The organism is Kocuria salsicia, from assembly GCF_007681555.1.
Taxonomy (GTDB): Bacteria; Actinomycetota; Actinomycetes; order Actinomycetales; family Micrococcaceae; genus Kocuria; species Kocuria salsicia.
The window spans coordinates 75,447-99,662 of the sequence record NZ_VELE01000005.1; the positions used below are offsets into that span (position 1 = coordinate 75,447).

Consider the following 24,216-nt stretch of genomic DNA (forward strand, 5'->3'; position numbering starts at 1 on the left):
GGTGCGGGAAGGGGTTCTCAGCGGATGCCGCGCATCAGCTTCAGGATGGGCTTGGACGCCAGGAGCATCACGACGCCGAGCACGATGGTGATCGCGCCCATGGTGCCGAAGTACCCCACCTCGTTGTCCGCGGAGTAGAACTCCGCGAGCGAGCCCGACAGCGCGGTGCCGAGGGCCACGGAGAGGTTGTACAGCGCGATCATCTGTACGGGGAACTTCCGCGGGGCGAGCTTGGTGGCCAGGGACAGGCCCACCGGGGAGAGGAACAGCTCGCCCAGGGTGGCGAAGAACAGCACGAGCACGATCCACCCGATGAACACGGACGGCGTGTGTGCCTGCGTCACGAAGGTGAGGAACGCCACGCCGATCAGCAGCAGCGCCACGCCGAACTTCACGGGGGTGCTCGGCTGGCGGGTGCCCAGCTTGGTCCACGCTGCCGCGAACACCATGCCCAGCAGGACGATGAAGACAGGGTTGATGGACTGGGTCAGCGAGGGCTTGAAATCGAAGCCCCACAGGTTGAGGTTCAGCCGGGTGTCCGCGTAGATGGCGAGCACGGTGAACTGCTGCTGGAACAGCGAGAAGAATGCCGCGGTGGCAATGAACAGGGGGATGAACGCGATCACCCGGGAGTGCTCGTCCGGGGAGAGCTCCTTGTCACGCAGCATGGTCACGAACAGCGCCACGGCGGAGACCACCACCACGAGGATCACGGCGTTGGAGAGGTTCGCGGGGTTGAGGACTCCGGTGAGCAGCAGCACCACCACGAGCACCACGGCCGCCAGGACGATGCCGATCCACTTGCCGTACTGCGAGCGGGGCAGCGGGTTGGCCACGGTGTGCACCGTGGCGGGCAGGCCCTTGCGGGTGAGGGTGTACTGCACCAGGCCGAAGGCCATGAAGATCGCGGCGAGACCGAAGCCCATGTGGAAGCCCCACTTGGCCCAGGCGAAGCCGGTGAGCAGGGGGCCGAACAGGCCGCCGATGTTCACACCCATGTAGTAGATGGAGAAGCCCGCGTCACGGCGGGGGTCGTCACGCTCGTAGAGGGTTCCCACGAGGTTCACGCACGTGGTCTTCAGACCGCCGGAGCCCACGGCGATGCACAGCAGGCCGATGGTCAGGCCGATCACACTCGGAATGAGGGCCAGGGCGATGTGGCCCGCCATGATGAGCACCGCCGAGGCGAGCATGGTGCGCTCGGAGCCCAGCAGCCGGTCCGCGATCCAGCCGCCCAGGATGGAGCACAGGTACACGGTGCCGCCGTAGGCACCCACGATCCCGGCGGCCACGCCCTTGTCGATGCCCAGACCGCCGTCCGAGACGGCGTAGTACATGTAGTACAGGACCAGAGCCTGCATGCCGTAGAAGGAGAAGCGCTCCCACATCTCCACCGAGAAGAGGTTGGCCAGCATTCCGGGCTGGCCGAAGAAGGTTTTCCTGCCCGCTGGGTTGTGCGGGTCGATGGCTGGCTGGGGTGTGGCCGCCGCGGTGTGCGCGTGGCTGCCGTCCGGGCTGTTCTGACTCATAACAGTCCATGATGCACCCCCGGGCTGGGTGCCCGGGCCTGCGACGCACCACGGGAACGGCCCCGGGGTCCTCCTGTGAGGGTCCCGGGGCCATCATTCCGCGCCGAACGGCGTGGTCGGCGCGTCAGGCGCGAGCGCCGGACGGGGGTGCCGACGGCGCCGCGTCACCTCGGGTGGGCGGCGGCTGGGCCGTGGGTGGTCACCCGGTCAGTCGTTGAAGTCGGCCGGGTCCGAGCCCAGTCGACCGTCCTCGCGGGTGAGACCGTTGATCTCCTCGATCTCCTCCGCTGTGAGGGTGACCTGCTGGGCGTCCCAGTTCTGCTGGATGCGCTCCGGGGTCACGGACTTGGGGAAGACCACGTTGCCGATGGCAAGGTGCCACGCGATGATGACCTGCGCGGGGGTGGCCCTGTGCGCCTCGGCGATCCGGCCGATGGTCTCGTCCTGCAGCTCCTCCTTGCCCTGTCCCAGCGGGGACCACGCCTCTGTGAGAATGCCGTTGCGGGCATCCATCTCGCGCATGTGCTGCTGGTTGAAGGAGGGGTGCAGCTCGATCTGGTGCACGGCGGGGACCACCCCGGTGTCCACGACGTCCTGCAGGGCCTTCGGCGTGAAGTTGGAGACGCCGATGGAGCGTGCCTTGCCGGAGTCCTTGATCTCCTGGAACGCCTTCCAGGTCTCCAGGTACTTGCCCTTATCCGGCTGCGACCAGTGGATGAGGTAGAGGTCCACGTAGTCCAGGCCGAGGCGTTCGAGGGACGCGTCGATGGCATGGAGGGCGGAGTCGTGGCCCTGGTTGTCGTTCCACAGCTTGGTGGTCACGAAGAGCTGCTCGCGGGGGATGCCGCTCTTGGCGATCGCGCGACCCACGCCCTCCTCGTTGCCGTAGATCTCGGCGGTGTCGATGTGGCGGAAGCCCACCTGCAGGGCCTTGGCCACCACGTCCTCCGCGACATCGGACTCCACCTGCCACACGCCGAAGCCGAGCTGCGGGATGGAGTGGCCGTCGTTGAGCTGAAGTGTCTGGTTCTTGGACATCCTGGTGGATCCTTTCTGTGACAACTACTCCCAGTGAACTGCTGTGCCGCGGATCTGACAAGCCGTTAAGTTCTCGGTGAAGTCCCTGGCCGGGGCCGGATCCAGCGCGGGGCGCCGGGGGAAACATGATCAAATAGGGGACATGAAGTTCAACTTCCGACGTGCCAAGACCCCCGCTTATCTCACGTCCCTCGTGCTCATCGTGCTCGGCCTGGTGTTCGCCGTGGCCTCGGTGGCCGCGCTCGCCTGGCTCCTCACCATCCTGGGCGTCGCGCTCAACGTGATGGCCGTGAGCATCACGGCGATCAACGAGGCCCCCTCCCGTGCCCGGGGCACCGGGACGCGCGTGGTCGAGGAGCCGGAGGCGGACACCGAGCAGCACGACGTCGTTCCCGCCGCCGGTTCTCGCCGGGTGGGCTCCTCCCCGCTGCGTCCCGCGGAGGGACGTCGTTCGGAGGAACGCGGTTCCGGGGCGCGGAAGCCCGTGGGAGACCGGGCGCGTTCGCCCCGCGAGTCCTCCATCGGCTGAGCAGCAACCACCGGACGACGACGCCGACGCGTGCCGAGAGCTCCGCTGCGGGGCCTCGTAGGGAATAAGGGGCTGGTCAGTTCATGGCCGCCGCGCGGTAGATCTGCTGGACCCGCTGCTCGTCCAGCCGGGTCTCGATGCTCACGGTGTGCTCCGGATCCGAGCGCAGGTAGCGCACCGGCCCGTGCGATCCCACGGTGAGCTTCTCGGCGTCAGCCAGTGCGTAGACCGCGTCCAGCACGGCGGTGAACGCCGGGCCCTGCGTGGGGTTCACGCGCAGGGTGAGGTGGGCGGTCACGGTGTCCGAGACGCCGTTCTCGTCGAAGGGGGACTCCACGTCCAGCTCGCGCACGATGCCCACACCGTGGCCGACGACGCCCGGCAGTCGTACGGACAGGTGGCGCTGGGCCCTGGCGAAACTGCGCCGCAGCACGGACACCCAGGACAGCGCGGCCAGCACGAGCACCACCGCGATGAGGCCCAGCCACCACCCGTTGTGGGCGTCCGCGAAGCGCAGGGCGCTGAGCACCACCACGAGCGCGGAGATCAGGGGGATCACGAGCAGCAGGGAGGCCGTGAGCTTCTCGCGCAGGGTGGGCCGGCCCGCGGCGGTGCGCTCCCCGGTGCCCGCGGGGTCCCGGGCGGGAACGGCGGCGGCGTCACCAGCGCCGGCGGAGTCCTGCGGAGCGGAGGCGTCCTGGAAACCGGGCCCGGCCACCTCGGGGGAGCCGACCGCCCGCTCCTCCGCCGGGGCTGCGGCGGGCTTCCTGCCCAGCTGACGCAGCACCGCGGCGTCGAACCCGCGGTCGTCGGAGGTCACGGGCGCGGGCCAGATGTCGAGGGAGTCCATGGCCCCATTATGGTGGCAGGACGTCGTCGAAAGGTGGTTGACCGGTGACCGCTGTCCGTGCCAGCACGCCTCCCTCAACGGTCGGGAGGGGCCCCCGAGCCGGACTGCTGCTGCTGGGGGTGCTCCTGCTGGGCGCCAACCTCCGGGCGGGCATCACCGCGGTGGGGCCTGTGCTGCCGCAGATCGAGGAGCAGGTGGGGCTCAGCGCGTTCCAGGCGTCCCTGCTCGTGAGCCTGCCGCTCGTGGCGTTCGCCGCGGTTTCCCCTTTCGCACCTCGGCTCGCGGAGAGGTGCGGACTCGAACGCACCCTGGGCAGCGCGCTCGCCGTCCTGGCCGTGGGCATCGTGCTGCGCTCCATCTCCGGGCCCGGACTGATCTGGGTGGGGACACTGCTGCTCGGCGCCGCGATCGCCGTCCTCAACGTGCTCATCCCGTCCCTCATCAAGCGCGACTGGCCGCAGCGCATCGGCCCTATGACCGGTCTCTACCAGTCCGTCACGGCGCTGGCCGCAGCCCTCGCCTCCGGACTGGTGGTGCCCATCGCCGGCGTGGTGCCCTCCGGGTGGCGCTTCGCCCTGGGCATCTGGGCGGGCCTCGCGGTGATCGGCGTGGCCACCCTGCTCCCCTGGATCCTGGGCACCGCTTCCGTCCGTGCGGCGACCCCGACGGCGACCGCACACGCATCCGGTCCCGACGCCGCGGCGTCGCCCTCCGCACCCGTGGCCCGCCCCGAACGCGCCCGGCTGCCCCTGCGTTCACCGCTCGCGTGGCAGGTGAGCCTGTTCATGGGGCTGCAGTCCACCATCTACTACACGATGATCACGTGGCTGCCAGCCATCCAGATCGCCAACGGGGCGAGTGCGGTGCAGGCCGGCTGGTTCCACTTCGCCTTCCAGGCGTGCGGGCTGGTGGGCACCTTGTTCTCCGCGTTCGTGATCCCCCGGCTGCGGGCCCAGTCAGGACTGGGGATCGTGCTCGCGGGCGCAGGGCTGGTGGGGGTGCTGGGAATGCTGCTCCTGCCCGGGCTGTCCCTGCTCTGGGCTCTGTGCGCGGGCTTCTGCACGGGCGGGGCGATCGTGCTGGCAATGGCCCTGTTCGGGCTGCGCACCGTCGACTACCACCAGGCGGCGGGACTGTCATCCATGGCACAGAGCCTGGGCTACGTGCTCGCGGCGCTCGGTCCGGTGGTGATCGGTCTGGTCAAGGACGCGACCGGCTCGTGGACTCTGCCGCTGCTGCTGCTCGCGGGGGTCGCGGTGGCGCAGGGGGTCTTCGTGGCGCTCGCCGGACGGCCGCGCACCATCGGCGGCTGAGGCGCGGCGCTCGGGGCGGTGTTCGCCCAGGGGCGGAAACATTTGCCGCGTAAATATATGCTGACTACACTGTTGGGCATGAGTGAGACGAACTGGCTGTCATCCGAGGAGCGGGAGGCCTGGCTCGCGCTCGTGTCCATCATGTTCAGGCTGCCGGGCGCCGTCGAGGGGCAGCTGCGCTCCGAGGAAGACATGTCCCTGGCGGAATACCTTGTGCTGGCCATGTTGAGCGAGGCTCCGGACCACCGGCACAAGATGTCCGCCCTGGCCACCGCCACCAACACCTCGCAGTCGCGGCTCTCGCGCATCGTCGCGCGAATGGAGAAGGACGGACTGGTCACTCGCGAGGGCCGCCAGGACGACCGCCGCGTGGTGATCGCGGAGATCACCCCCGCCGGGCTGCGGCGCGTGGAGGAGGCCGCACCGGCCCACGTTCGCCACGTCCGTGAGATCGTCTTCGACCGCCTCAGCGACGAGCAAGTGGGCCAGCTGCGGGAGATCGGCAGGGCGCTGAACTGCGGCTCCAGTGCCAAGGCCGCCCTGGGGGTGGACTACCCCGTCTGACGCACCGACCCCGGTGTCCGCCCCTGTGAGGGTCTGACGCCGGGTCTACAGTGACGGGCGTGAGTATGCAGAGCGCCCACATGGCCATGTGGCGGACTATGAAGGGCCAGGAGAACAAGGGGCGGAAGATCAGCCGGGACACCGTCCGGCGGATCCTGGACTTCGCACGGCCCCACCGCGGGGCCATCCTCGCGTTCGTCCTGGTCTCCGTGGTCCTTGCCGTGCTGGGCGTGATCACTCCGGTGCTCGCCGGGCGCGTGGTCAATGCGATCACCGGCGGCCACGACGTCGCGGTGGTGGTCTGGCTCGCCCTCGCCATCGCGGCGGTGGCCGTGGTGGACGCGGGGCTCTCCCTGCTGAACCGGTGGCAGTCCTCGCGGATCGGCGAGGGGCTGATCTACGACCTGCGCACCGCGGTCTACGACCACGTCCAGACCATGCCCCTGGCGTTCTTCACCCGCACCCGCACGGGCGCCCTGGTCTCGCGGCTGAACACGGACGTGATCGGGGCGCAGCGGGCCTTCGCGGGAACGCTCTCCGGGGTGGTCTCCAACCTGGTCTCGCTGCTGCTGACCGTAGGCGTGATGGCCACCATCTCGTGGCAGGTCACGGCGCTCTCCCTGCTCCTCCTGCCGATCTTCCTGATCCCAGCACGCGCCATGGGAGGCAGGCTGGCCGCACTGCAGCACCGCTCCGCGCAGTACAACGCGCAGATGTCCACGCGCATGACCGAGCGCTTCTCCGCCGGCGGCGCCACCCTGGTCAAGCTCTACGGGGACCCGGTCCAGGAGTCCCGGGAGTTCGCCGCCCGGGCGGACGACGTGCGCGGCGTCGGCATCCGCGCCACCATGCTCCAGACCACGTTCGTCACCGCCCTGACCCTGGTCTCCGCACTGGCGCTGGCCCTGGTCTACGGGGTGGGCGGCACACAGGCGCTGCTCGGCCACCTGGACGCCGGGTCCGTGGTGGCGCTGGGCATGCTCCTCACGCGGCTCTACACGCCCCTGACCATGCTGGCCAACGCCCACATGGACATCATGAGCGCGGTGGTGAGCTTCGAGCGGGTCTTCGAGGTGCTGGACATCAAGCCCCTGATCGTCGAGAGCACCACCGCCCGTGCCCTGCCGAATGGCCCCGTGGCCGTGGAGTTCGAGCACGTGGACTTCTCCTACCCCTCGGCGGAGCAGGTCTCGCTCGCGTCCCTGGAGGACGTCGCGGTGCTGGACTCCCGGGGCGGGGAACAGGTGCTGCACGACATCGACTTCCGGGCCGAGCCCGGACACACGGTGGCGCTGGTGGGCTCCTCCGGTGCGGGCAAGTCCACGATCGCGCAGCTCGTGGCGCGGCTGTACGACGTCGACTCCGGCGCCGTGCGCATCGGCGGGCAGGACGTGCGCGAGACCACCTTCGAGTCCCTGCGCCACACGGTGGGCATGGTCATGCAGGACGGCCACCTCTTCCACGACACCATCCGCGCGAACCTGGGCGTGGCGCGGGAGGGCGTCACGGACACCGAGCTGTGGGACGCCCTGGAGCGCTCCCGCCTGCGGCACGTGATCGAGTCCCTGCCGGACGGGCTGGACACCGTGGTGGGCGAGCGCGGCTACCGGCTCTCGGGCGGGGAGCGCCAGCGCCTGACCATCGCGCGGCTGCTGATCGCCCACCCGCGCGTGGTGATCCTGGACGAGGCCACCTCCGCCCTCGACTCCACCAACGAGGCGCACGTGCAGGCCGCCCTGGACGAGGCCATGAACGGGCGCACCGCCGTGGTGATCGCCCACCGCCTGTCCACCATCCGCCGGGCGGACCAGATCCTGGTGATCGAGGCCGGGCGGATCGTGGAGCGCGGAACCCATGCGGAGCTGCTGGCTCGCGGCGGGCGGTACGCGGAGCTGCACGAGACGCAGTTCGCTCCCCACGAGACGCCATCGGTGACGACGCCGTCGGCCGGGTCCTGCGACGCGTGCGGGCATCTCGATGCCCGGGGTGAGCGGGAGGACGGAGGCGATCCCACGGGGTGGGGGCCGGAGCGGACGGAAGCGGGGCGGGCCGCCGACCGCGGAGCGGAAGGTCACGCGTGAGCGGGTGGGAGGAGCTGTGGTCCGAGCTGGGCATCAGCGCGCCGCACGCCCTGGCCGTGGTGCTCTCCGCGGTGGGCATCTACCTGGTCTTCCTGGTCTTCGTGCGGCTGCTCGGCCAGCGGGTGCTCTCGGCCATGTCCACGTTCGACGTGGTGATCACGGTGATGCTGGGCGCCGTGGCGGGGCGCGTGATTCTGGGCCACCCGCCCACGTTCGCGAGCGGCGTCGTGGGCCTGAGCACCCTGTTCCTGCTGGAGGTGGTCTTCGGAAGCCTGGGGGCCCGGGACCGCTGGCGGAGAGTGCTCAACGCGCCAGCGCGCGTGCTCATGGCCGGTGACAGGGTGGATCCGAAGGCCCTGCGGCGGGCCCACATCACCCGCTCGGAGCTCAACGGCGCCCTGCGCAGGGCGGGGGTGCGCTCAGTGTCCGAGGTCGCGTGCGTGGTGCACGAGTCCGGCGGCGGGCTGAGCGTGCTGCGGCGGGGCGTCCCCATCGACCCTGAGCTGCTGTGGGACGTGGCGGGGGCGGAGGACATCCCGGCGGAGTTCCTGGCGGCACCGGAGGCAGCCGAGCGGGATCCGCACGGTGCGTCCCCGGACGAGGGCCCGTCACGCGACGAAAGAAAGCGCGCTCACTGATAGTTGCGGACGGCTAGAATATTCCCACGCCAACGAAGGGACTCGGACGCATGACCGACATGGCCATCCTGTACCGCGGAGTCAGCAAGGTCTACCCGGACGGCACCACGGCCGTGGACCACCTGGACCTGGACATCCCGGCGGGCTCCCTCACGGTCTTCGTGGGCCCCTCCGGTTGCGGCAAGACCACCTCCCTGCGCATGCTCAACCGCATGGTGGAACCCACGTCCGGCACGGTGGAGATCAACGGTCAGGACGTCTCGAGCATCCCCGCCGCCAAGCTGCGGCGCTCCATGGGCTACGTGATGCAGCAGTCCGGTCTGCTGCCGCACCGGACGGTCGAGGACAACATCGCCACCGTGCCGCGCCTGAACGGTGTTTCCAAGCGCACCGCCCGCGCGGACGCCCGCCAGCTGCTCGCCTCCGTGGGCCTGGACGAGTCCCTCGCCACCCGCTACCCGGCCCAGCTCTCCGGCGGTCAGCAGCAACGCGTGGGCGTGGCCCGGGCGCTCGCCGCAGACCCCCCGATCCTCCTCATGGACGAGCCGTTCTCGGCCGTGGACCCGGTGGTGCGCCAGGACCTGCAGCGGGAGCTGCTGGACCTGCAGAAGCGGCTGCACCGCACCATCGTCTTCGTCACCCACGACATCGACGAGGCCGTCCTGCTGGGCAACCGCGTGGCGGTCTTCGCGCGCGGCGGTCGACTGGCCCAGTACACGACCCCGGAGGAGCTGCTGCGCGCCCCGGCGGACGACTTCGTGGCGGACTTCATCGGCCGTGACCGCGGCTTCCGCTCCCTGGGCTTCGACAGCGCCACCGTGGCCCTGCAGCCCGTGGCGGCGATCGTCTCCGGCACGGGGGAGCGCATCCTGCTGGGGCCGGGCATGCGGGACGGCGCCACGGGCGACGGCGGCACGGACGACGGCGGCGCGGCGGCCGGTCGGGTGGCCCCGTGGCAATCCGCCGCAGCCACGGACCCGGACTGGCTGCTGGTGGTGGACGAGCGCCGCCACCCCCTGGGCTGGCTGCCGGTCTCTGCAACGGGAGAGCCCGCTCCCAGCGACCAGCTGCGCGTGGGCGGCACCCTCTGGCACGACGGCGACTCGCTGCGCACCGCGCTCGACGCCGCCCTCTCCTCACCCTCGGGGCAGGCCGTGGCCGTCAACGGGGACGGCTCCGTGGCCGGAGTGGTGCCCGGCGGGGACGTCATGCGCGCCATCGAGGAGCAGCGCTCCGCGCGCTACGACCGCCCGGAGCACCCGTGAACTGGCTGACGAACAACTGGCACACCGTCCTGGACCTCGCCGGGGCGCACCTCGTGCAGTCCGTGCTCCCCGTGGTGCTGGGGCTGCTGGTCAGCGTGCCCCTGGCCCGGCTGGCGGCGGGCAGCCGCTGGCTGCGCCCGCTGCTCGTCACGGGCTCCTCGCTGCTGTACACGATCCCCTCGCTGACCCTTTTCGTGGTGCTTCCCCTGGTCCTGGGGACCAGGATGACCTCGGTGGTCAACGTGATCGTGGCGCTGACCCTGTACGTGGTCGCCATCCTCGTGCGCTCGTGCGTGGACGCCTTCGAGTCCCTGGACCGGGACGTCCTGCAGGCCGCCACGGCCATGGGGTACCGGCCCGCGCGGCGCTTCTTCGGGGTGGAGCTGCCCCTGGCGGTGCCCGTGATGGTCGCCGGCCTGCGGGTGGCCACCGTCTCGAACATCTCCATGGTCTCGGTGGGCGCGGTGATCGGCATCCAGTCGCTGGGCACCCTGTTCACGGACGGGCTGCGCCGCTCGATCGTCGCGGAGATCCTCGTGGGCATCGTGGCCACCGTGCTGATCGCCGTGGTGCTGGACCAGCTGCTGCGGCTGCTGGGACAGGTGCTCACCCGCTGGCAGCGCCCGGGGACGGGCGCGCGGGAGGCCGGCGGGCGGCGTCGTCGTGACACCCGCGGCCCCGGCCGCACTGCGGGCGGCGCGCGTGATGCGACCGGAGCACTGGCCGCCGTGGAGTCCGGGGGTGCCCGCGCATGAGTCTCGTTGCCGACGCCGCACAGTTCCTTACGGACCCCGCCAGCTGGAGTGGGCCCTCCGGCATCCCCCAGCGCCTGCTCGAGCACGTGGGCTACAGCGCGCTGACCATGGTGATCGCGCTGGCCGTGGCCGTGCCGCTGGGCCTGTGGGTGGGGCACACCCGCCGCGGGGGCGGCGTGGTCGTGGGTCTGGCAGGTGCCCTGCGCGCTCTGCCCACGCTGGGCCTGCTGACCCTGTTCACGCTGCTCATGGGCCTGGGGCTGCTGCCGCCGATCCTCGCGCTGGTGCTGCTGGCCGTGCCGCCCATCCTCTCGGGGACGTACTCGGGGATCGCGGCGGTCTCGCCAGCGCTCGTGGACGCGGCCCGGTCCATGGGGATGACGGAGCGCCAGGTCCTCACGCGCGTCGAGATTCCCGTGGCGCTGCCCGTGATCCTGGGCGGGATCCGCAACGCCGCGCTGCAGGTGCTGGCCACGGTGACCATCGTGGCGTACATCAACCTGGGCGGCCTCGGCCGCTACCTGATCGACGGGCTCGCGGTGCGCGACTACGCGCGCATGCTCGGGTCCGTGGTGCTCGTGGCCGTGCTCGCACTGGCCGCGGACGCAGTGCTCGCCCTCGTACAACGCCTGGTGACGTCACCGGGTCTCGCAACGGCAGGAGATCGACCATGACCACCCCCACCTCCACCCGCCACGCAACCTGGCGCCCCGCAGCATGGGTCGCCGTGGCCTCCACGGCACTGCTCGCCCTCACCGCGTGCGGCGGCTCGGACCCCCTGGGCGGGGGCGACGACGCCGCGAGCGGCTCCTCCGACACCGTCACCGTGGGTTCGGCCGACTTCCCGGAGTCTCAGATCGTGGCGGAGCTCTACGCCGGCGTGCTGCGGGACGCCGGGGTCTCCGTGGAGACCAAGCCGGGCATCGGGGCCCGCGAGGCCTACGTGGGAGCGGTCAAGGACGGCTCCGTGGACGTTGTCCCGGACTACTCCGGCAACCTGCTGCTCTTCGCGGACAAGAACGCCACGGCCGCCTCCGCCGAGGACATCGTGAAGGCGCTGCCGGCAGCGCTCGAGGACCAGAAGCTCTCCGTGCTGGACGCCTCGAAGGCCGAGGACAAGGACGCCCTCGTGATCACGCAGGCCACCGCGGACAAGTACGGCCTGAAGAGCATCGAGGACCTCTCCTCGGTGTGCGGGGAGCTGGTCATGGCGGGGCCCCCGGAGTTCCAGGAGCGCGCCTACGGTACGAGCGGGCTCAAGAAGAAGTACGACTGCTCCTTCAAGTCCTTCCAGCCCATCAACGACGGCGGCGGGCCGCTCACCGTCCAGGCACTGACCAAGGGCGACGCCCAGGTGGCGGACATCTTCACCACCACCCCGGCCATCAAGGACCAGAAGCTCGTGGTGCTGGAGGACCCCAAGGACAACTTCATTGCCCAGCAGGTGCTACCGCTCACCGCCCCGGACCGGCTGCCGCAGAAGGCGGTGGACGCGCTCAACGAGTTCTCGTCCAAGCTGACCACGGAGGACCTCATCGACCTCAACCGCAAGGTCAGCGGGGACGAGCAGCAGAACCCCGCGGACGCCGCCAAGCAGTGGCTGGGCGACCACGGGTACGACAAGGCCTCCTGACCCGACCTCCCCTCTCGCGCCGTTCACGTACCACCGGGTACGTGGACGGGGCGGACCTGGTGGGAGGAGTTCTGCACAGGGTTGTCCACATACGGTGAGGATTTTCCCCACCGGCCTCTGACCTGCGGTGACACTGGTGTTTCCCCCGGTGGGGGCACCGGGGACACGCCGTGGTTTCCACACCTGTGGATAACTCTGTGCACAACCTGTGGGGTTAACGCCCGGTGCCGCCCGGGTCATCTGGCGGTCACCTCCAGGTCACCGCACTGCGCGTGTCTATGCTTGACGGGATCGTCCGCCGCCGCGCGGTGGCGGTCGGACAGAGCCCGGCATCAAGGGGGATCCCGGGCACCATGACTCCCCACGGTCGTGATGCGTGCCAACCGAGGAGGCCCCCACATGCAGCATGAGAACTCGATCCCCCAGGGCCTCGACGGTCAGGAGCAGGTGCTCCAGTTCGTCAGGGAGCACCTTCTGCGGGACACCCGGGTGGACCCCGAGGACCGCGCCGTGTTCACGGGCCGCCTCACCACCCACGTGCACCGCTTGGTCACCTCCCTCTACGCCGTCTACGGCTCGGGGCCGGGGTTCTGGGACACCGTGGCCCAGGCAGTGCTGACCGCGTGGGAGGCGTTCGTGGCCCGCCCTCGGGACCTCAAGGATCTCGACCGGCGCCGCGAGGACGCCCAGCCGTGGTTCACCTCCCGGGACGCCGTGGGCGGGGTCTGCTACGTGGACCGCTTCGGCGGGGACCTTGCCGGGCTGCGGGAGCGGATCCCGTACTTCAGGGAGCTCGGGCTCACCTACCTGCACCTGATGCCCCTCTACAAGGCCCCGGAAGGCAACTCGGACGGCGGGTACGCGGTCTCCTCCTACCGGCACGTGGACCCCGCACTGGGGACCATGGCGGAGCTCGCAGAGTTCGCCGCCCTGCTGCGGGCGCAGGGGATCGCGCTGGTGCTGGACTTCGTCTTCAACCACACGTCCAACGAGCACGCATGGGCCCGGGCTGCCGCCGCGGGGGACCCGTTCTACGAGCGCTTCTACTGGATCTACCCGGACCGCACCATGCCGGACGAGTTCGAGCTCACCGCGCGCGAGATCTTCCCGGACGACCACCCGGGGGTGTTCACCCGTGTGGACAGTACCGAGGTGGGTCGCACGCTGAGCCCGCTGCACCCGGATCCCCGCTGGGTGTGGACCACGTTCCACCGTTTCCAGTGGGACCTGAACTACTCCAACCCCCACGTCTTCCACGCGATGGCCGCGGAGATGCTCTTCCTGGCCAACCACGGCGCCCAGGTGCTGCGCCTGGATGCCGTCGCCTTCATCTGGAAGCAGCTGGGCACCTCCTGCGAGTCGCAGCCCCAGGTGCACGACCTGCTGCGCGCGTTCAACGTCGTCATGGCACTGGCCGCGCCCGCGGTGGAGTTCAAGTCCGAGGCCATCGTGCACCCGGACGAGGTCATCCGCTACATCCAGCCGGACCAGTGCGCCCTGTCCTACAACCCGCTGCAGATGGCGCTCACCTGGGATGCCCTGGCCACGCGGGACGTGCGGATGCTCTCAGCAGCGCTCGCGGAGCGCCACGCCACTCCGGAGGGCACCGCCTGGGTGAACTACGTGCGCAGCCACGACGACATCGGCTGGACCTTCTCGGACGAGGACGCCGCGCGGCTGGGGATCGCCGGCCACGACCACCGCCGCTTCCTCAACGCCTTCTACACCGGCCGCCACCCGGGCAGCTTCGCCCACGGCGTCGCCTTCCAGGACAACCCCCGCACCGGCGACTGCCGCATCTGCGGGACCACGGCGTCCCTGCTGGGCCTGGAGACCGAGCCTGGCCCAGCGGTGGACCGGATTTTGCTGGCCTACTCCCTGGCCATGAGCACGGGTGGCCTGCCGCTGATCTACCTGGGGGACGAGGTGGGCCAGCTCAACGACGCCCACTGGCAGGAGAACCCGGACAATGCGCACGATGCCCGGTGGGTGCACCGACCCCTGTACTCGGAGGCGGACTACGAGCGCCGTCACGACCTCTTCTCCGTCCAGGGGCGGATCTTCGGCGGGATCCGGGGGATGATCACGGTCCGTCGCAGCACCCCGGAGTTCGACGGCACCACCCTGATCCCGTTCGACACGCACAACGACCACGTGCTGGGCTACCAGCGCCCCGGTGGGCACAGCGTGGTGCTGTGCCTGGCCAACGTGAGCGACTGGTCCCAGTTCGTCACGGGCGAGACGCTGAGCGGGTTCCTGCCCACGGCCACGTCCCTGGGCGACGACGAACGGGTGGACCTGCGCGCCGGGATCCTCCTGGAGGCCCATGGCTTCCGGTGGCTGCGAGTGCTCCCCGCGGTCTAGGAACCGGTCCGGAAACGCCCCTCCACCCCTGTCCCCCCAAAAGGGGGTAGGTCTCCGCAGATGGGTGGACAACGCCGGTTATCCACATGATTTGTCCACAGCGTGGATAAGTCACACGAGTGGGATTCGAGCCGCTGTCCATACGTTTATCTGGTATCTCCCCTGGTGAGAGCGGGGTGCATCCCTGGGATGCGGCAGGGTGGCTCAGGACGTCGAAAACCTGTTCGAAAAACCCACAGCTTTTTCCACCCCTGTGGACAACTTTTATCCACCCCTGTGCACGCGTCATATGACCCCGCAGAGGGTGACGTGTCCACAAGTTTGCATCAGACTGGAAGTGCCTGGTCATCCAGGCGCACTGTCACAAGCGTGTGTCGCTGCTCGGTGGGACGAGCGGCGTGGGGAGGCGCACGCACCAAGGGGGAAACATGTCTGCACACATCACGCGCCTGGAGAAGGACGCGCACGGATTCACCATGCTGGCCGAGCAGGACGTCCCCGTGGAGGGCGACGTCGTGGACGAGGCGCTCAGCCGGCCGGCCGCACTGGGCAGGTGGTTCGATGTCCACTACGAGTGGCCAACGAGCATCGACGAGCCCCTGAACGTGGGGGCGGCACTGGAGTTCACCGCGGCCGTCGGGCCGCTGCGCTACGAGTTCATCATGATCGTGGCGGACCGCGTACCCGGGGAGTCGCTCATGCTGCGCACCACCAAGGGTCCGACCGACGCCACCGTGGAGATCACGTGGACAGAGGCCGACGGCGGTGTCCACGTGATCTTCGAGGGTGACTTCCGGCTGCGGGGTTCCCTGTGGTGGAAGTCGCCGTGGTCCCAGATGCTGGCCAGGCGCGCCGTGACCCGTGGTCTGGAGCGGATGCGGAAGGACCTGCTCTCGCATGCGCAGACACCCACGCCCGCCCTCCTCGGAAGGGCCGGCGGTGCTGCGGCCACGCCGCCGGCGGCGCAGGGCGGGTGCGTGGGGCGTGGCCGCGCGGCGCACAGGAAGCCGAGCGGGCGTCGTCGGGCGCAGAGCGTCTGAGGACACGAGCCGAGAGGCTCAGGGCAGCGGGCGTTCCATGCGCTGGACCGTGACCCAGAAGTCCGGGCCGGGCACGTGGAACGTGGCGGTGCCGCGCGGGGTGTACCCGAGGCCGGAGTAGAAGCGCTTGAGCGCGGGGTTGTTGTCGTCGCAGTCCAGGCGCGAGATGCGCCGGCCCGACGCCGCGATCACGGTCTCAGCCGCATGCAGCAGGCGTGTGCCCGTGCCGGTGCCGGTGAGGCTGCGGTCCACCGCCACGCCGTGGATGTACCCGGCGGGTTCGGGCTGCTCGCCCCAGATCTCCAGGTCCTCCCAGATCACGCGCACGCTGCCGAGCACCTCGCCGGGACGACTCTCGGGCTCCACCACCCACCACTGTCCCGCGGCGATCTCCTGTTCAACCTGCGCGGGGGTGAACTCGCCCTCCCGCCACTGGTCGATGCCGCGGGTCTGCATCCACCGGGCCAGCTCGTCCCTCAGCGCCACGATTCCCGGGGCGTGTGCGGGGGCGGCGGGAAGAACGTCTGTCATGGAGGAGACAGAGGGAACGGGTGTGGCGGACGTGCTGTGCGTGCGGGACATGACCCCAGCGTAGGGCGGTCCGTCACGGACGTACGCTGGTGGCTGAACGTCCTTGACCCCTCTCCGGTGCCGGACGGACAGTTGAAGCATCACGAATCCCCAGAAAGGATGATTTACCGTGGCTGAAAAGTTCACTCTCCCCGATCTTCCGTACGACTATGCAGCGCTCGAGCCGCACATCTCGGCGCAGATCATGCAGCTGCACCACGACAAGCACCACAACACGTACGTGACCGGTGCGAACACCGCGCTCGAGAAGATGGAGGAGGCCCGCGCCAACGGTGACGCCGCCGGTGCGGCGAAGCTCTCCAAGGACCTCCAGTTCAACCTGGGTGGCCACGTCAACCACTCCATCTTCTGGAAGAACATGTCCCCGGACGGCGGCGACAAGCCCACCGGCGAGCTCGCCGCGGCGATCGACGAGTTCTTCGGCTCGTTCGACAACTTCCGTGACCAGTTCACGGCCGTTGCCACCACCATTCAGGGTTCCGGCTGGGCCATCCTGGCCTACGAGCCGATCGCCGGGAACCTCGTCATCGAGCAGATGTACGACCAGCAGAACGGTGTCCCCGTGGCCACCATCCCGCTGCTGCAGCTCGACATGTGGGAGCACGCCTTCTACCTCGACTACCAGAACGTGAAGGCGGACTACGTCAAGGCGTTCTGGAACATCGTGAACTGGGCGGATGTCGCCGAGCGCTTCGGGAAGGCTCGCGCCGGGGGCAAGTCCATCATCTGATCCACCCGTGACGCGCTGCTCCGCGGCGCCCACGTCCCGCGAAACCCCGCTCGGTCCGCGCCGCGCGGGGTTTCGTGCTTCACAGTCACCCACGACCACGACCACGACCACGACAACGACGCCGCCGCCGTGCCCGCCTGTGTGCCGCGCCGTCCCTTTGCGGTTGGTTGCCTGCCGAGCCCCCTGCTGCCGCGCGGTGTCGCCCGCGCCCCACGCCCCGAGGAGTTGGTCCATGAGCACGCCCCGTTTTCTGGTGACCCAGGAGATCCCCGAGCCCGGTCCGAGCATCCTGCGCGAGGCCGGTGAGGTGGACGTGCGGCAGGGCATGAGCGCCCAAGAACTGGCAGCGGCGGTCACGAGCGGGGACTACGACGTCGTGCTGGCGCAGGTCTCCGACCGCTTCGACGCCCAGCTGCTCGCCGATGCCCGGATCAGGGGGATCGCCAACTACGGGGTGGGCTACAACAACGTGGACGTGCCCGCCGCAGCCGAGCACGGAATCGCGGTGGGCAACACCCCGGACGTGCTCAACGACGCCACCGCGAACGTGGCCATGCTGCTGCTCCTGGGCGCTGCCCGGCGGGCGCACGAGGGGTCCGCGTACCTGCGGGAGGGGCGATTCACGGGTCTGCAACCGAACCTGCTCGTGGGCCAGGACGTCACGGGCGCCACCCTCGGAATCGCCGGGATGGGGCGGATCGGCAAGGCTGTGGCCCACAGGGCACTCGGCTTTGGGATGCGCGTGGTGTTCACGCAGCGCCCGCCGCACGACCGCGAGGTCCCCCGGGATGAGCTCGGGGACCTGGCCGGAAGGGTGACCCAGGTGCCGTGGGACGAGCTCGTGGAGACGAGCGACTTCCTGTCCCTGCACGTGCCGCTCACCGAGGAGACCACCCACCTGGTGGATGCGGAGGTGCTGCGCCGCATGAAGTCCACGGCGGTGCTCGTGAACACGGCCCGCGGGCCCGTGGTGGACGAGAAGGCCCTGGCTCACGCCCTGCACGAGGACGAGATCTTCGCGGCCGGCCTGGACGTCTTCGAGAACGAGCCCGCCGTGGAGCCCGAGCTGCTCGAGCTGCCCAACGCGTTTCTGCTACCGCACGTGGGCTCGGCGGAGGTCGGCACCCGCGCCGGGATGGCGCAGATGGCGGCGGAGAACGCCGTCGCCATGGCCCGCGGAGAGAAGCCGCCGTACCCGGTGGAGGCGTAGGGGCGGGAGAACCGCGGGACCGACGACGTCGTCCTCGGCCTGTCGTTCAGACGCCGTCCAGCAGTGCGCCAACCACCTCTGCGGTCGCGAGCACGGCAGTGCCCACGGACTGCTCCGTCGTGTCCCTGCCCAGGCTGAAGCGCACCGCCGTGCCCGCGACCTCTGGGGAGAGTCCGAGGGCCGTGAGCACGTGGGACGGCTCCGTGGAGCCCGCCGAGCACGCGGAGCCGGAGGAGACCAGCACCCCCCGATTCTCCAGGTCCACGAGCACCGTCTCCCCGTTGACCCCGGGGAAGCAGAAGCTGGCGTTCGTGGCCAGCCTGTTCCCACCGCCTCTCGGATCCGGACCCGTGAGCAGGGCACCCGGAACGCGGCCGCGGATGCCCTCGATGAGCCTGTCCCGGAGGTCGACGGCGCGGCGCACGTAGTCCTCGCGCTCCGCCTCAGCGCGTTCCAGGGCCACGGCCAGGCCCACCGCGCCGGCCACGGTGGATGTTCCCGAACGGCGGCCGCGCTCGTGCCCCCCTCCGCTGAACAGAGGGCGCAGCGGCGTGCCGCGACGGAGCCACAGCAGCCCGATGCCGGGCGGCGTCCCGATCTTGTGCCCCGCGAGACTCAGCGCGCTCACCCCGAGGGCCCGCACGTCCAGGGGCAGCGTCCCCGCAGCCTGGACCGCGTCGGTGTGGAGGGGGACGTTGTACTCCGCGGCCATCTCCGCCAGGGTGGCCACGTCCTGTACCGATCCGACCTCGTTGTTCGCGAGCATCACGGAGGCCACGGCGACGTCGTCGTCACCGCTGAGGGCCGTCCGGAAGGCGTCCGGGGTGACTGTGCCGCTCGGATCCACCGGGACCTGCTGCGCGGTGAAGCCGTCGTAGCGGGCGAGGTCCGCGGCGGAGTCCAGCACGGCGTGGTGCTCGATGGCGCTCGTGACCACCCGGGTCCGCGATGCGCGGCGCTCGCGGCGGGCCAGGGCGATCCCCTTGACCGCGAGGTTGTCCGCCTCCGTGCCGCCTGACGTGAAGACGACCTCCCCGGGGCGGGCACGCAGCACGGCGGCCACGCGCTCGCGGGCGTCCTCCAGGGCCGCAGCGGCGCGGCGCCCGCGTTCATGGTGGCTGGACGCGTTGCCGAACTCGGAGGTCAGCCACGGCCACATGGCCTCGATGACCTCCCGCCGGGGAGCGGCGGTGGCCGCGTGGTCCAGGTAGATCATGGGGTGCCTTTCATAGCGGAACGGGAGGGCGGGATCAGCCGGTGGCGATGTCCAGTCCCAGGTCCAGCGCGCGTACCGAGTGGGTGAGGGCGCCCACGGAGATCACGTCCACGCCGGTGGCTGCCACCTCCCCTATGGTCTCCAGGGTGATGCCGCCGGAGGCTTCCACGGCGGCGCGGCCGTCGATCATGGCCACACCGCTGACAAGGTCCGCGCGGGAGAAGTTGTCCAGCATGACTACGTCCGCACCCCCGGTGAGGACGTCCTCGATCTGGTCCAGGCGGTCCACCTCCACCTCCATGCATGCCGTGTGGGGCATCTTCCGGCGGAGCTCCCGCAGGGCGTGGGGCAGGGAGACCCCGCTGGCCGTGAGGACGGCCAGGTGGTTGTCCTTGAGCATCACGGCGTCCGAGAGCCCGAAGCGGTGGTTGTGGCCGCCGCCGCAGGTCACGGCGTGCTTCTCGAGAGCTCGCAGCCCCGGGGTGGTCTTGCGGGTGTCGCACACGCGGGTCCGGGTGATGGTCCCGGCGGGGAGCTTGTTGGCCCGTTCGACCTCGGCGACCGACTTCTCCACCTCCGCGACGTAGCGCGCGGTGGTCGTCGCGATCCCGGACATGCGCTGCACCAGGTTCAGCACGGTGCGCTCGGCGCTCAGCAGGGGCCGGGCGGGTCCGGAGACCGTGGCCACCACCGTCCCGGGTTCGACGGCGTCCCCATCCGCCACGTGCAGCTGGACCGTGAGCCCGGGATCGGCGACGGCGAAGCCCGTGCGGATCACCTTCTCCCCGGCGAACACGCCGCTCTCGCGGGAGGTCATGGTGGCGGTGGCGTGCGCTTCCGCGGGAAGGGCGAGGTCCGAGGTGAGGTCACCCCACGGGGCATCCTCCGCCAGTCCGGCGCGGATCACGGCCTCAACGGCTGAGCGGTGCAGCATGCGCTGTCCTTTCGTGGTGGTCCTCGAGTGCCGATGCGGGTGCGGCTCCGGGCGTTGCGTCGTGTGCTTCCGCGCGATCCGCCCGATGGTGCGCGCCGCAGGACTCGGTGCGCAGCCGTGAGGCACGAACCACTTCTCGGGCCACGGCCAACAGGTTGCGGTCCTCGTACTCGGCCAGTGTGGCCGGGCGTTCGTCGCGGGGGCGAGCGGCGGCGCCGGAATCCTTCGCCCCTACCGTTGCCTCAGCCTCAGCCTCAGCCTCAGCCTCAGCCTCAGCCTCAGCCTCTGCCGCTCCCGTTGCGGCCGTTGACGACGGCGCCGCGAGCCACTGCTCCAGCAGTCGCTGGGTTCTTGCCAGCTCGGCCCCGGTGCGGACCACTCCCGCTCCGAGCCACAGGGTGGCCTGCAGGGCGGCACGACTGAAGGGAATGCCGAGCGTCCCGTGCATTCCGTGGGGGACATGCGCGGGGTCGGTGTCGTGCAGGGCCGAGGCCGTGCTGACCTCGACCGGCCACAAGGGGACGGGGTCCTGTGCGACGAGACGTCCAACGCGCTGGCCGAACACCACCGCCTCCAGCAGGGAGTTGGAAGCCAGCCGGTTGGCGCCGTGCAGCCCCGTGGCGGCGCACTCTCCGGCCGCCCACAGTCCAGGGACGCTCGTGCGCCCAGAGGCGTCCGTGGCGATTCCGCCCATGAGGTAGTGGGCCGCAGGGCCCACGGGCACGAGCTCGCGGGACCACTCGATCCCGTGCTCCCGCAGGGCGGCGTCGATGGTGGGGAAACGCCGGGCCAGGAAACTGGCCCGGTCCTCGCCGTCCGGCACGGGGATCTCAGAGCAGTCGAGGAAGACCCCGGCCCCGGGTTCGGCGGAGCGCTCGGCGGCGATGGCGCGGGCCACGACGTCGCGGGGAGCAAGCTCGGCGCGCGGGTCCGCGCGGAGCATGAAGCGCTCACCCCGGTGGTTGCGCAGCACGGCACCCTCGCCCCGCACGGCCTCGGAGATCAGGAAGGATCCCGGGGCGGTCAGCGCGGTGGGGTGGAACTGGACGAACTCCATCCCCCGCACCTCCGCTCCGGCCCGCAGGCCGAGGGCGATGCCGTCCCCGGTGGCCACCGCGGGATTCGTGGTGAACGGGTACAGTTGGCCCACGCCACCGGTGGCGAGCACCACGTGGTCGGCGGGGAGGTCAGAGGGTTCCCCGAGGAGACCGTTGGCATCGACGGGCCGCACCGTGACGCCGGTGATCCGACCGTCCCGCAGCCGCAGGTCGGTGGCCAGCATGTATTCCAACAGGGTGATGCTTTTTCGGGCGGCGGACTCCGTGACCCGCGCGGTCAGCGCCGCCTGGATCGCGTGGCCGGTGGCATCACCTCCCGCGTGCAGGATGCGGGGAACGCTGTGGGCGCCCTCCAGGCCCTGCACCCAGTCCGAAGCGGGCCCGGCCACCCGGTCGAAGCGGACCCCTGCGCCGGTGAGCGCGGTGACGGCCTCGGGGGAGTCCGCGACGACGCCGTGCACCACCTCCACGTCGCAGCACCCCGCCCCCGCGGCGAGGGTGTCGTGGACGTGCAGCTCAGCAGTGTCCCGCGGCTGGCCGCCGGGCAGGTCCCGGGTCATCGCGGCGATCCCGCCCTGGGCGCGGTCCGTGGCGGTGTGGGCGGCCGCGGACTTCGTGATCACGGTGACCCGGGCGCCGTCCGCCGCCGCACGCAGCGCGGCGGTGAGCCCCGCGGCACCGGAACCCACGATGAGGACGCGCGGTGCGGCGTCGTCGTGCCCGGGGATGGGCGGCGGCGCGTCACGCACGCGGCACCGCGGTGAGCATCCGTTCGAGGGCCACGGAGGCGTCCTCGGCCACGTCGGACGGCACGCTCACCTGGTTCACCACGCGACCCTCGACCAGCTCCTCCAGGACCCACGCGAGATAGCCCGGGTGGATCCGGTACATCGTGGAGCACGGGCAGATCACGGGGTCCAGGCAGAAGATGGTGTGCTCGGGGTACTCGGCGGCCAGCCGGTTGACCATGTTGATCTCGGTGCCGATCGCGAAGGTCTGCCCGGGCTCCGCTGCGGCCACGGCCTTGCGGATGTGGTCCGTGGACCCGGCAGAGTCCGCCGCGTCCACCACCTCCATGGGGCACTCCGGGTGAACGACGACGGTGCAGCCGGGGTGCTCGGCGCGCGCCTGGTCGATCTGCGCAACGGTGAAGCGGCGGTGCACGGAGCAGAAGCCGTGCCACAGGATCACGCGCGCATCCCGCAGCAGCTCGGGGGAGTTGCCGCCCAGGGGCCTGCGGGGGTTCCACAGGGGCATCTGCGTGAGCGGCACGCCCATGGCCTTGGCGGTGTTGCGCCCCAGGTGCTGGTCCGGGAAGAAGAGCACGCGCTGCCCGCGCGCGAAGGCCCACTCCAGGACCGTGGCGGCGTTCGAGGACGTGCACACGATCCCGCCGTTGCGTCCGCAGAACGCCTTCAGTGCCGCCGAGGAGTTCATGTAGGTCACGGGAACGACGGATGCGAGGGGCTCGCCGCGCTCGTCCGTGAGCACGGTGCCGTCCTCGGCCGTGGCATGCGGACCGAGGGCATCCACAAGGTCCGCCCAGCACTCCTCGACCGAGTCCTCGTCCGCCATGTCCGCCATGGAGCAGCCGGCGGCGGGGTTGGGCAGGATCACGGCCTGATCGGCGGTGGAGAGGATGTCCGCGGTCTCCGCCATGAAGTGCACGCCGCAGAACACGATGGCTTCCGCCTGCGGATGGGCCTTCGCCTGCTGCGCGAGCTGGAACGAGTCCCCGATGAAGTCCGCGTGCGCCACGATCTCGTCCCGCTGGTAGAAGTGGCCCATCACCACCGCGCGCTCGCCGAGGCTCTGCTTCGCCGCGCGGATCATGGCGTCCAGCTGCTCGGGGGTGGCATCCCGATAGCGCTGTGGGATGGTGGGCTGCGCGGGGGATCCGGCCGGCACGGTGTCATCCTGGGAGGCGCCGGGGCCGTAGCCCTGCGCGAGCGGGGCGGGGAAGTCCCACGGCTGCTCGGCCAGCGCCGAGCTGCACGAGGAACCCTGCGGTGATGACGTCGCGGCGTCCGGTCGGGAGGCCAGCAGGGTCAGGCGGGTGGCGACGGAGGTCATGGTGTCTCCTCGGTGGAGCGGGATCGGAAGAACTCGGGTGCGTCTTCGGTGGTGAAGTGGTACAGGGCCGGCGGGCGGTGCGGGGTGCCGGCCACGCGCTGGCCGGTGTCCTCCAGGCGTCCCGAGCGCAGCACGTGGCGGCGGAAGTTCGGGGGGTCCACCTTGTGGCCGAGGATCGCCTCGTGGACCTCCCGCAGCTGGGCGACGGTGAACGCGGCGGGCAGGAAGGAGCGGGCGACGGTGGGGTCCGCGATCCGGTCCCGCAGGCGCGCCAGGGCGTGGGAGACGATCAGTGAGTGGTCGAAGGCCAGCGGCGGGAGGTCGGTGGCCGGCAGCCAGGTGACGTTGAGGTCGCCGTCACCGGACGCGGCGTCGTGCGTGGGCAGGGCGGCCCAGTAGACCACGGTGACCACGCGCTCGTCGGCACCCTCGGAACGGGTGAGGCCCCCGAAGGTGGCGATCTGCTCGAGGTGCGCGGCGGTGAGTCCCGTGGTCAGGTGCAGGTAGCTCGCGGCCGCCGTCTCGAGGTCCTGGTCCTGGCCCAGTGGACCACCCGGCAGCGCCCACATCTGGCGGTAGGGCTCGCGGACCCGGCGCACCAGCGGCAACCACAACTCGTGGCTGCCGTCTGGGCCGGTGGGGCGCACCGTGAAGATCACCGTGGACACAGCGATGCTCGTGCACGCAGTGCCCATGGCCGCCGCCCATCGCCGAGGAGTCCGGGGGGATCCCCCGTAAGTGTCATGGAGACTCTAACACGTTAGTGTCAGAATGACACTAAGTGGCGGGGCGCCGTCACCCCCCG

At 70.5% G+C, this 24,216-nt stretch carries 22 protein-coding genes; 13 read left to right on the forward strand and 9 right to left on the reverse strand.

Annotated elements, in window-relative coordinates:
- Window positions 1-17: 17 nt before the first annotated feature.
- Both FS770_RS08935 and FS770_RS08940 read right to left on the reverse strand, forming a co-directional pair.
- Complete coding sequence (locus FS770_RS08935; RefSeq protein ID WP_145011247.1) at window positions 18-1,529, reverse strand: peptide MFS transporter; 1,512 nt, start codon at window positions 1,527-1,529, stop codon at window positions 18-20.
- 207 nt (window positions 1,530-1,736) lie between these two features.
- Window positions 1,737-2,567, reverse strand: a complete 831-nt coding sequence (locus tag FS770_RS08940) for an aldo/keto reductase (protein WP_145011250.1) — start codon at window positions 2,565-2,567, stop codon at window positions 1,737-1,739.
- Between the two features lie 142 nt (window positions 2,568-2,709).
- On the opposite strand from FS770_RS08940, the gene FS770_RS08945 reads away from it, so the two are divergent.
- Window positions 2,710-3,096 (forward strand): hypothetical protein, encoded by a 387-nt coding sequence (locus FS770_RS08945; RefSeq protein ID WP_144941507.1) that lies wholly within the window; start codon window positions 2,710-2,712, stop codon window positions 3,094-3,096.
- 76 nt (window positions 3,097-3,172) lie between these two features.
- On the opposite strand, the gene FS770_RS08950 is transcribed toward FS770_RS08945, so the two are convergent.
- Entirely contained in the window at window positions 3,173-3,946 is a 774-nt protein-coding gene (locus FS770_RS08950; protein WP_144941505.1) for a hypothetical protein, read from the reverse strand.
- 44 nt (window positions 3,947-3,990) lie between these two features.
- On the opposite strand from FS770_RS08950, the gene FS770_RS08955 reads away from it, so the two are divergent.
- From FS770_RS08955 to FS770_RS09000, 10 genes are all read left to right on the forward strand, one after another.
- Window positions 3,991-5,259, forward strand: a complete 1,269-nt coding sequence (locus FS770_RS08955; protein ID WP_145011253.1) for an MFS transporter — start codon at window positions 3,991-3,993, stop codon at window positions 5,257-5,259.
- 78 nt (window positions 5,260-5,337) lie between these two features.
- The gene (locus FS770_RS08960; RefSeq protein ID WP_144941502.1) at window positions 5,338-5,823 is read left to right on the forward strand and encodes a MarR family winged helix-turn-helix transcriptional regulator; all 486 of its coding nucleotides are present in this window, start codon (window positions 5,338-5,340) and stop codon (window positions 5,821-5,823) included.
- Between the two features lie 59 nt (window positions 5,824-5,882).
- On the forward strand, window positions 5,883-7,904 hold the full coding sequence (locus FS770_RS08965) for an ABC transporter ATP-binding protein (protein ID WP_425323832.1): 2,022 nt from the start codon (window positions 5,883-5,885) through the stop codon (window positions 7,902-7,904).
- Window positions 7,901-8,542 carry a DUF421 domain-containing protein gene (locus FS770_RS08970; RefSeq protein WP_126874192.1) on the forward strand — a complete coding sequence of 214 codons (642 nt, stop codon included), beginning with the start codon at window positions 7,901-7,903 and terminating at the stop codon, window positions 8,540-8,542. The genes FS770_RS08965 and FS770_RS08970 overlap by 4 nt, the downstream gene beginning before the upstream one ends.
- Window positions 8,543-8,592: 50 nt before the next feature.
- Window positions 8,593-9,807: an ABC transporter ATP-binding protein gene (locus FS770_RS08975; protein ID WP_144941500.1), complete on the forward strand. Its 1,215-nt coding sequence runs from the start codon at window positions 8,593-8,595 to the stop codon at window positions 9,805-9,807.
- Window positions 9,804-10,562 carry an ABC transporter permease gene (locus FS770_RS08980; protein WP_145011256.1) on the forward strand — a complete coding sequence of 253 codons (759 nt, stop codon included), beginning with the start codon at window positions 9,804-9,806 and terminating at the stop codon, window positions 10,560-10,562. The genes FS770_RS08975 and FS770_RS08980 overlap by 4 nt, the downstream gene beginning before the upstream one ends.
- Window positions 10,559-11,236 (forward strand): ABC transporter permease, encoded by a 678-nt coding sequence (locus FS770_RS08985; RefSeq protein WP_144941496.1) that lies wholly within the window; start codon window positions 10,559-10,561, stop codon window positions 11,234-11,236. Before FS770_RS08980 ends, FS770_RS08985 begins: the two co-directional genes overlap by 4 nt.
- Window positions 11,233-12,195, forward strand: a complete 963-nt coding sequence (locus tag FS770_RS08990) for an ABC transporter substrate-binding protein (protein WP_126874193.1) — start codon at window positions 11,233-11,235, stop codon at window positions 12,193-12,195. Before FS770_RS08985 ends, FS770_RS08990 begins: the two co-directional genes overlap by 4 nt.
- A 399-nt stretch (window positions 12,196-12,594) precedes the next feature.
- Window positions 12,595-14,559 (forward strand): alpha-amylase family protein, encoded by a 1,965-nt coding sequence (locus tag FS770_RS08995; RefSeq protein ID WP_145011259.1) that lies wholly within the window; start codon window positions 12,595-12,597, stop codon window positions 14,557-14,559.
- A 428-nt stretch (window positions 14,560-14,987) separates the two neighbouring features.
- Window positions 14,988-15,599 (forward strand): SRPBCC family protein, encoded by a 612-nt coding sequence (locus FS770_RS09000; RefSeq protein ID WP_055083285.1) that lies wholly within the window; start codon window positions 14,988-14,990, stop codon window positions 15,597-15,599.
- 18 nt (window positions 15,600-15,617) lie between these two features.
- Here FS770_RS09000 and FS770_RS09005 read toward each other — a convergent pair whose 3' ends face one another.
- Entirely contained in the window at window positions 15,618-16,181 is a 564-nt protein-coding gene (locus tag FS770_RS09005; RefSeq protein WP_244944847.1) for a GNAT family N-acetyltransferase, read from the reverse strand.
- Window positions 16,182-16,299: 118 nt separating this feature from the next.
- Between FS770_RS09005 and FS770_RS09010 the strand changes: the two genes are divergently transcribed.
- Window positions 16,300-16,920 (forward strand): superoxide dismutase, encoded by a 621-nt coding sequence (locus FS770_RS09010; protein ID WP_144941490.1) that lies wholly within the window; start codon window positions 16,300-16,302, stop codon window positions 16,918-16,920.
- A gap of 232 nt (window positions 16,921-17,152) precedes the next feature.
- Window positions 17,153-18,130: a 2-hydroxyacid dehydrogenase gene (locus FS770_RS09015; RefSeq protein ID WP_145011265.1), complete on the forward strand. Its 978-nt coding sequence runs from the start codon at window positions 17,153-17,155 to the stop codon at window positions 18,128-18,130.
- A gap of 46 nt (window positions 18,131-18,176) precedes the next feature.
- Here FS770_RS09015 and FS770_RS09020 read toward each other — a convergent pair whose 3' ends face one another.
- From FS770_RS09020 to FS770_RS09040, 5 genes are read right to left on the reverse strand one after another with little or no spacing between them, the layout of a single operon-like run.
- Window positions 18,177-19,346, reverse strand: a complete 1,170-nt coding sequence (locus FS770_RS09020; protein WP_145011268.1) for a cysteine desulfurase family protein — start codon at window positions 19,344-19,346, stop codon at window positions 18,177-18,179.
- Between the two features lie 34 nt (window positions 19,347-19,380).
- Entirely contained in the window at window positions 19,381-20,280 is a 900-nt protein-coding gene (nadC, locus tag FS770_RS09025) for a carboxylating nicotinate-nucleotide diphosphorylase (RefSeq protein ID WP_144941485.1), read from the reverse strand.
- Complete coding sequence (gene nadB, locus FS770_RS09030) at window positions 20,258-22,087, reverse strand: L-aspartate oxidase (protein WP_244944848.1); 1,830 nt, start codon at window positions 22,085-22,087, stop codon at window positions 20,258-20,260. The genes nadC and nadB overlap by 23 nt, the downstream gene beginning before the upstream one ends.
- Window positions 22,080-23,411, reverse strand: coding sequence for a quinolinate synthase NadA (gene nadA, locus FS770_RS09035; RefSeq protein ID WP_145011271.1), 1,332 nt, complete (start codon window positions 23,409-23,411; stop codon window positions 22,080-22,082). Before nadA ends, nadB begins: the two co-directional genes overlap by 8 nt.
- Complete coding sequence (locus FS770_RS09040) at window positions 23,408-24,106, reverse strand: NUDIX hydrolase (RefSeq protein ID WP_144941482.1); 699 nt, start codon at window positions 24,104-24,106, stop codon at window positions 23,408-23,410. Before FS770_RS09040 ends, nadA begins: the two co-directional genes overlap by 4 nt.
- Between the last annotated feature and the right edge of the window lie 110 nt (window positions 24,107-24,216).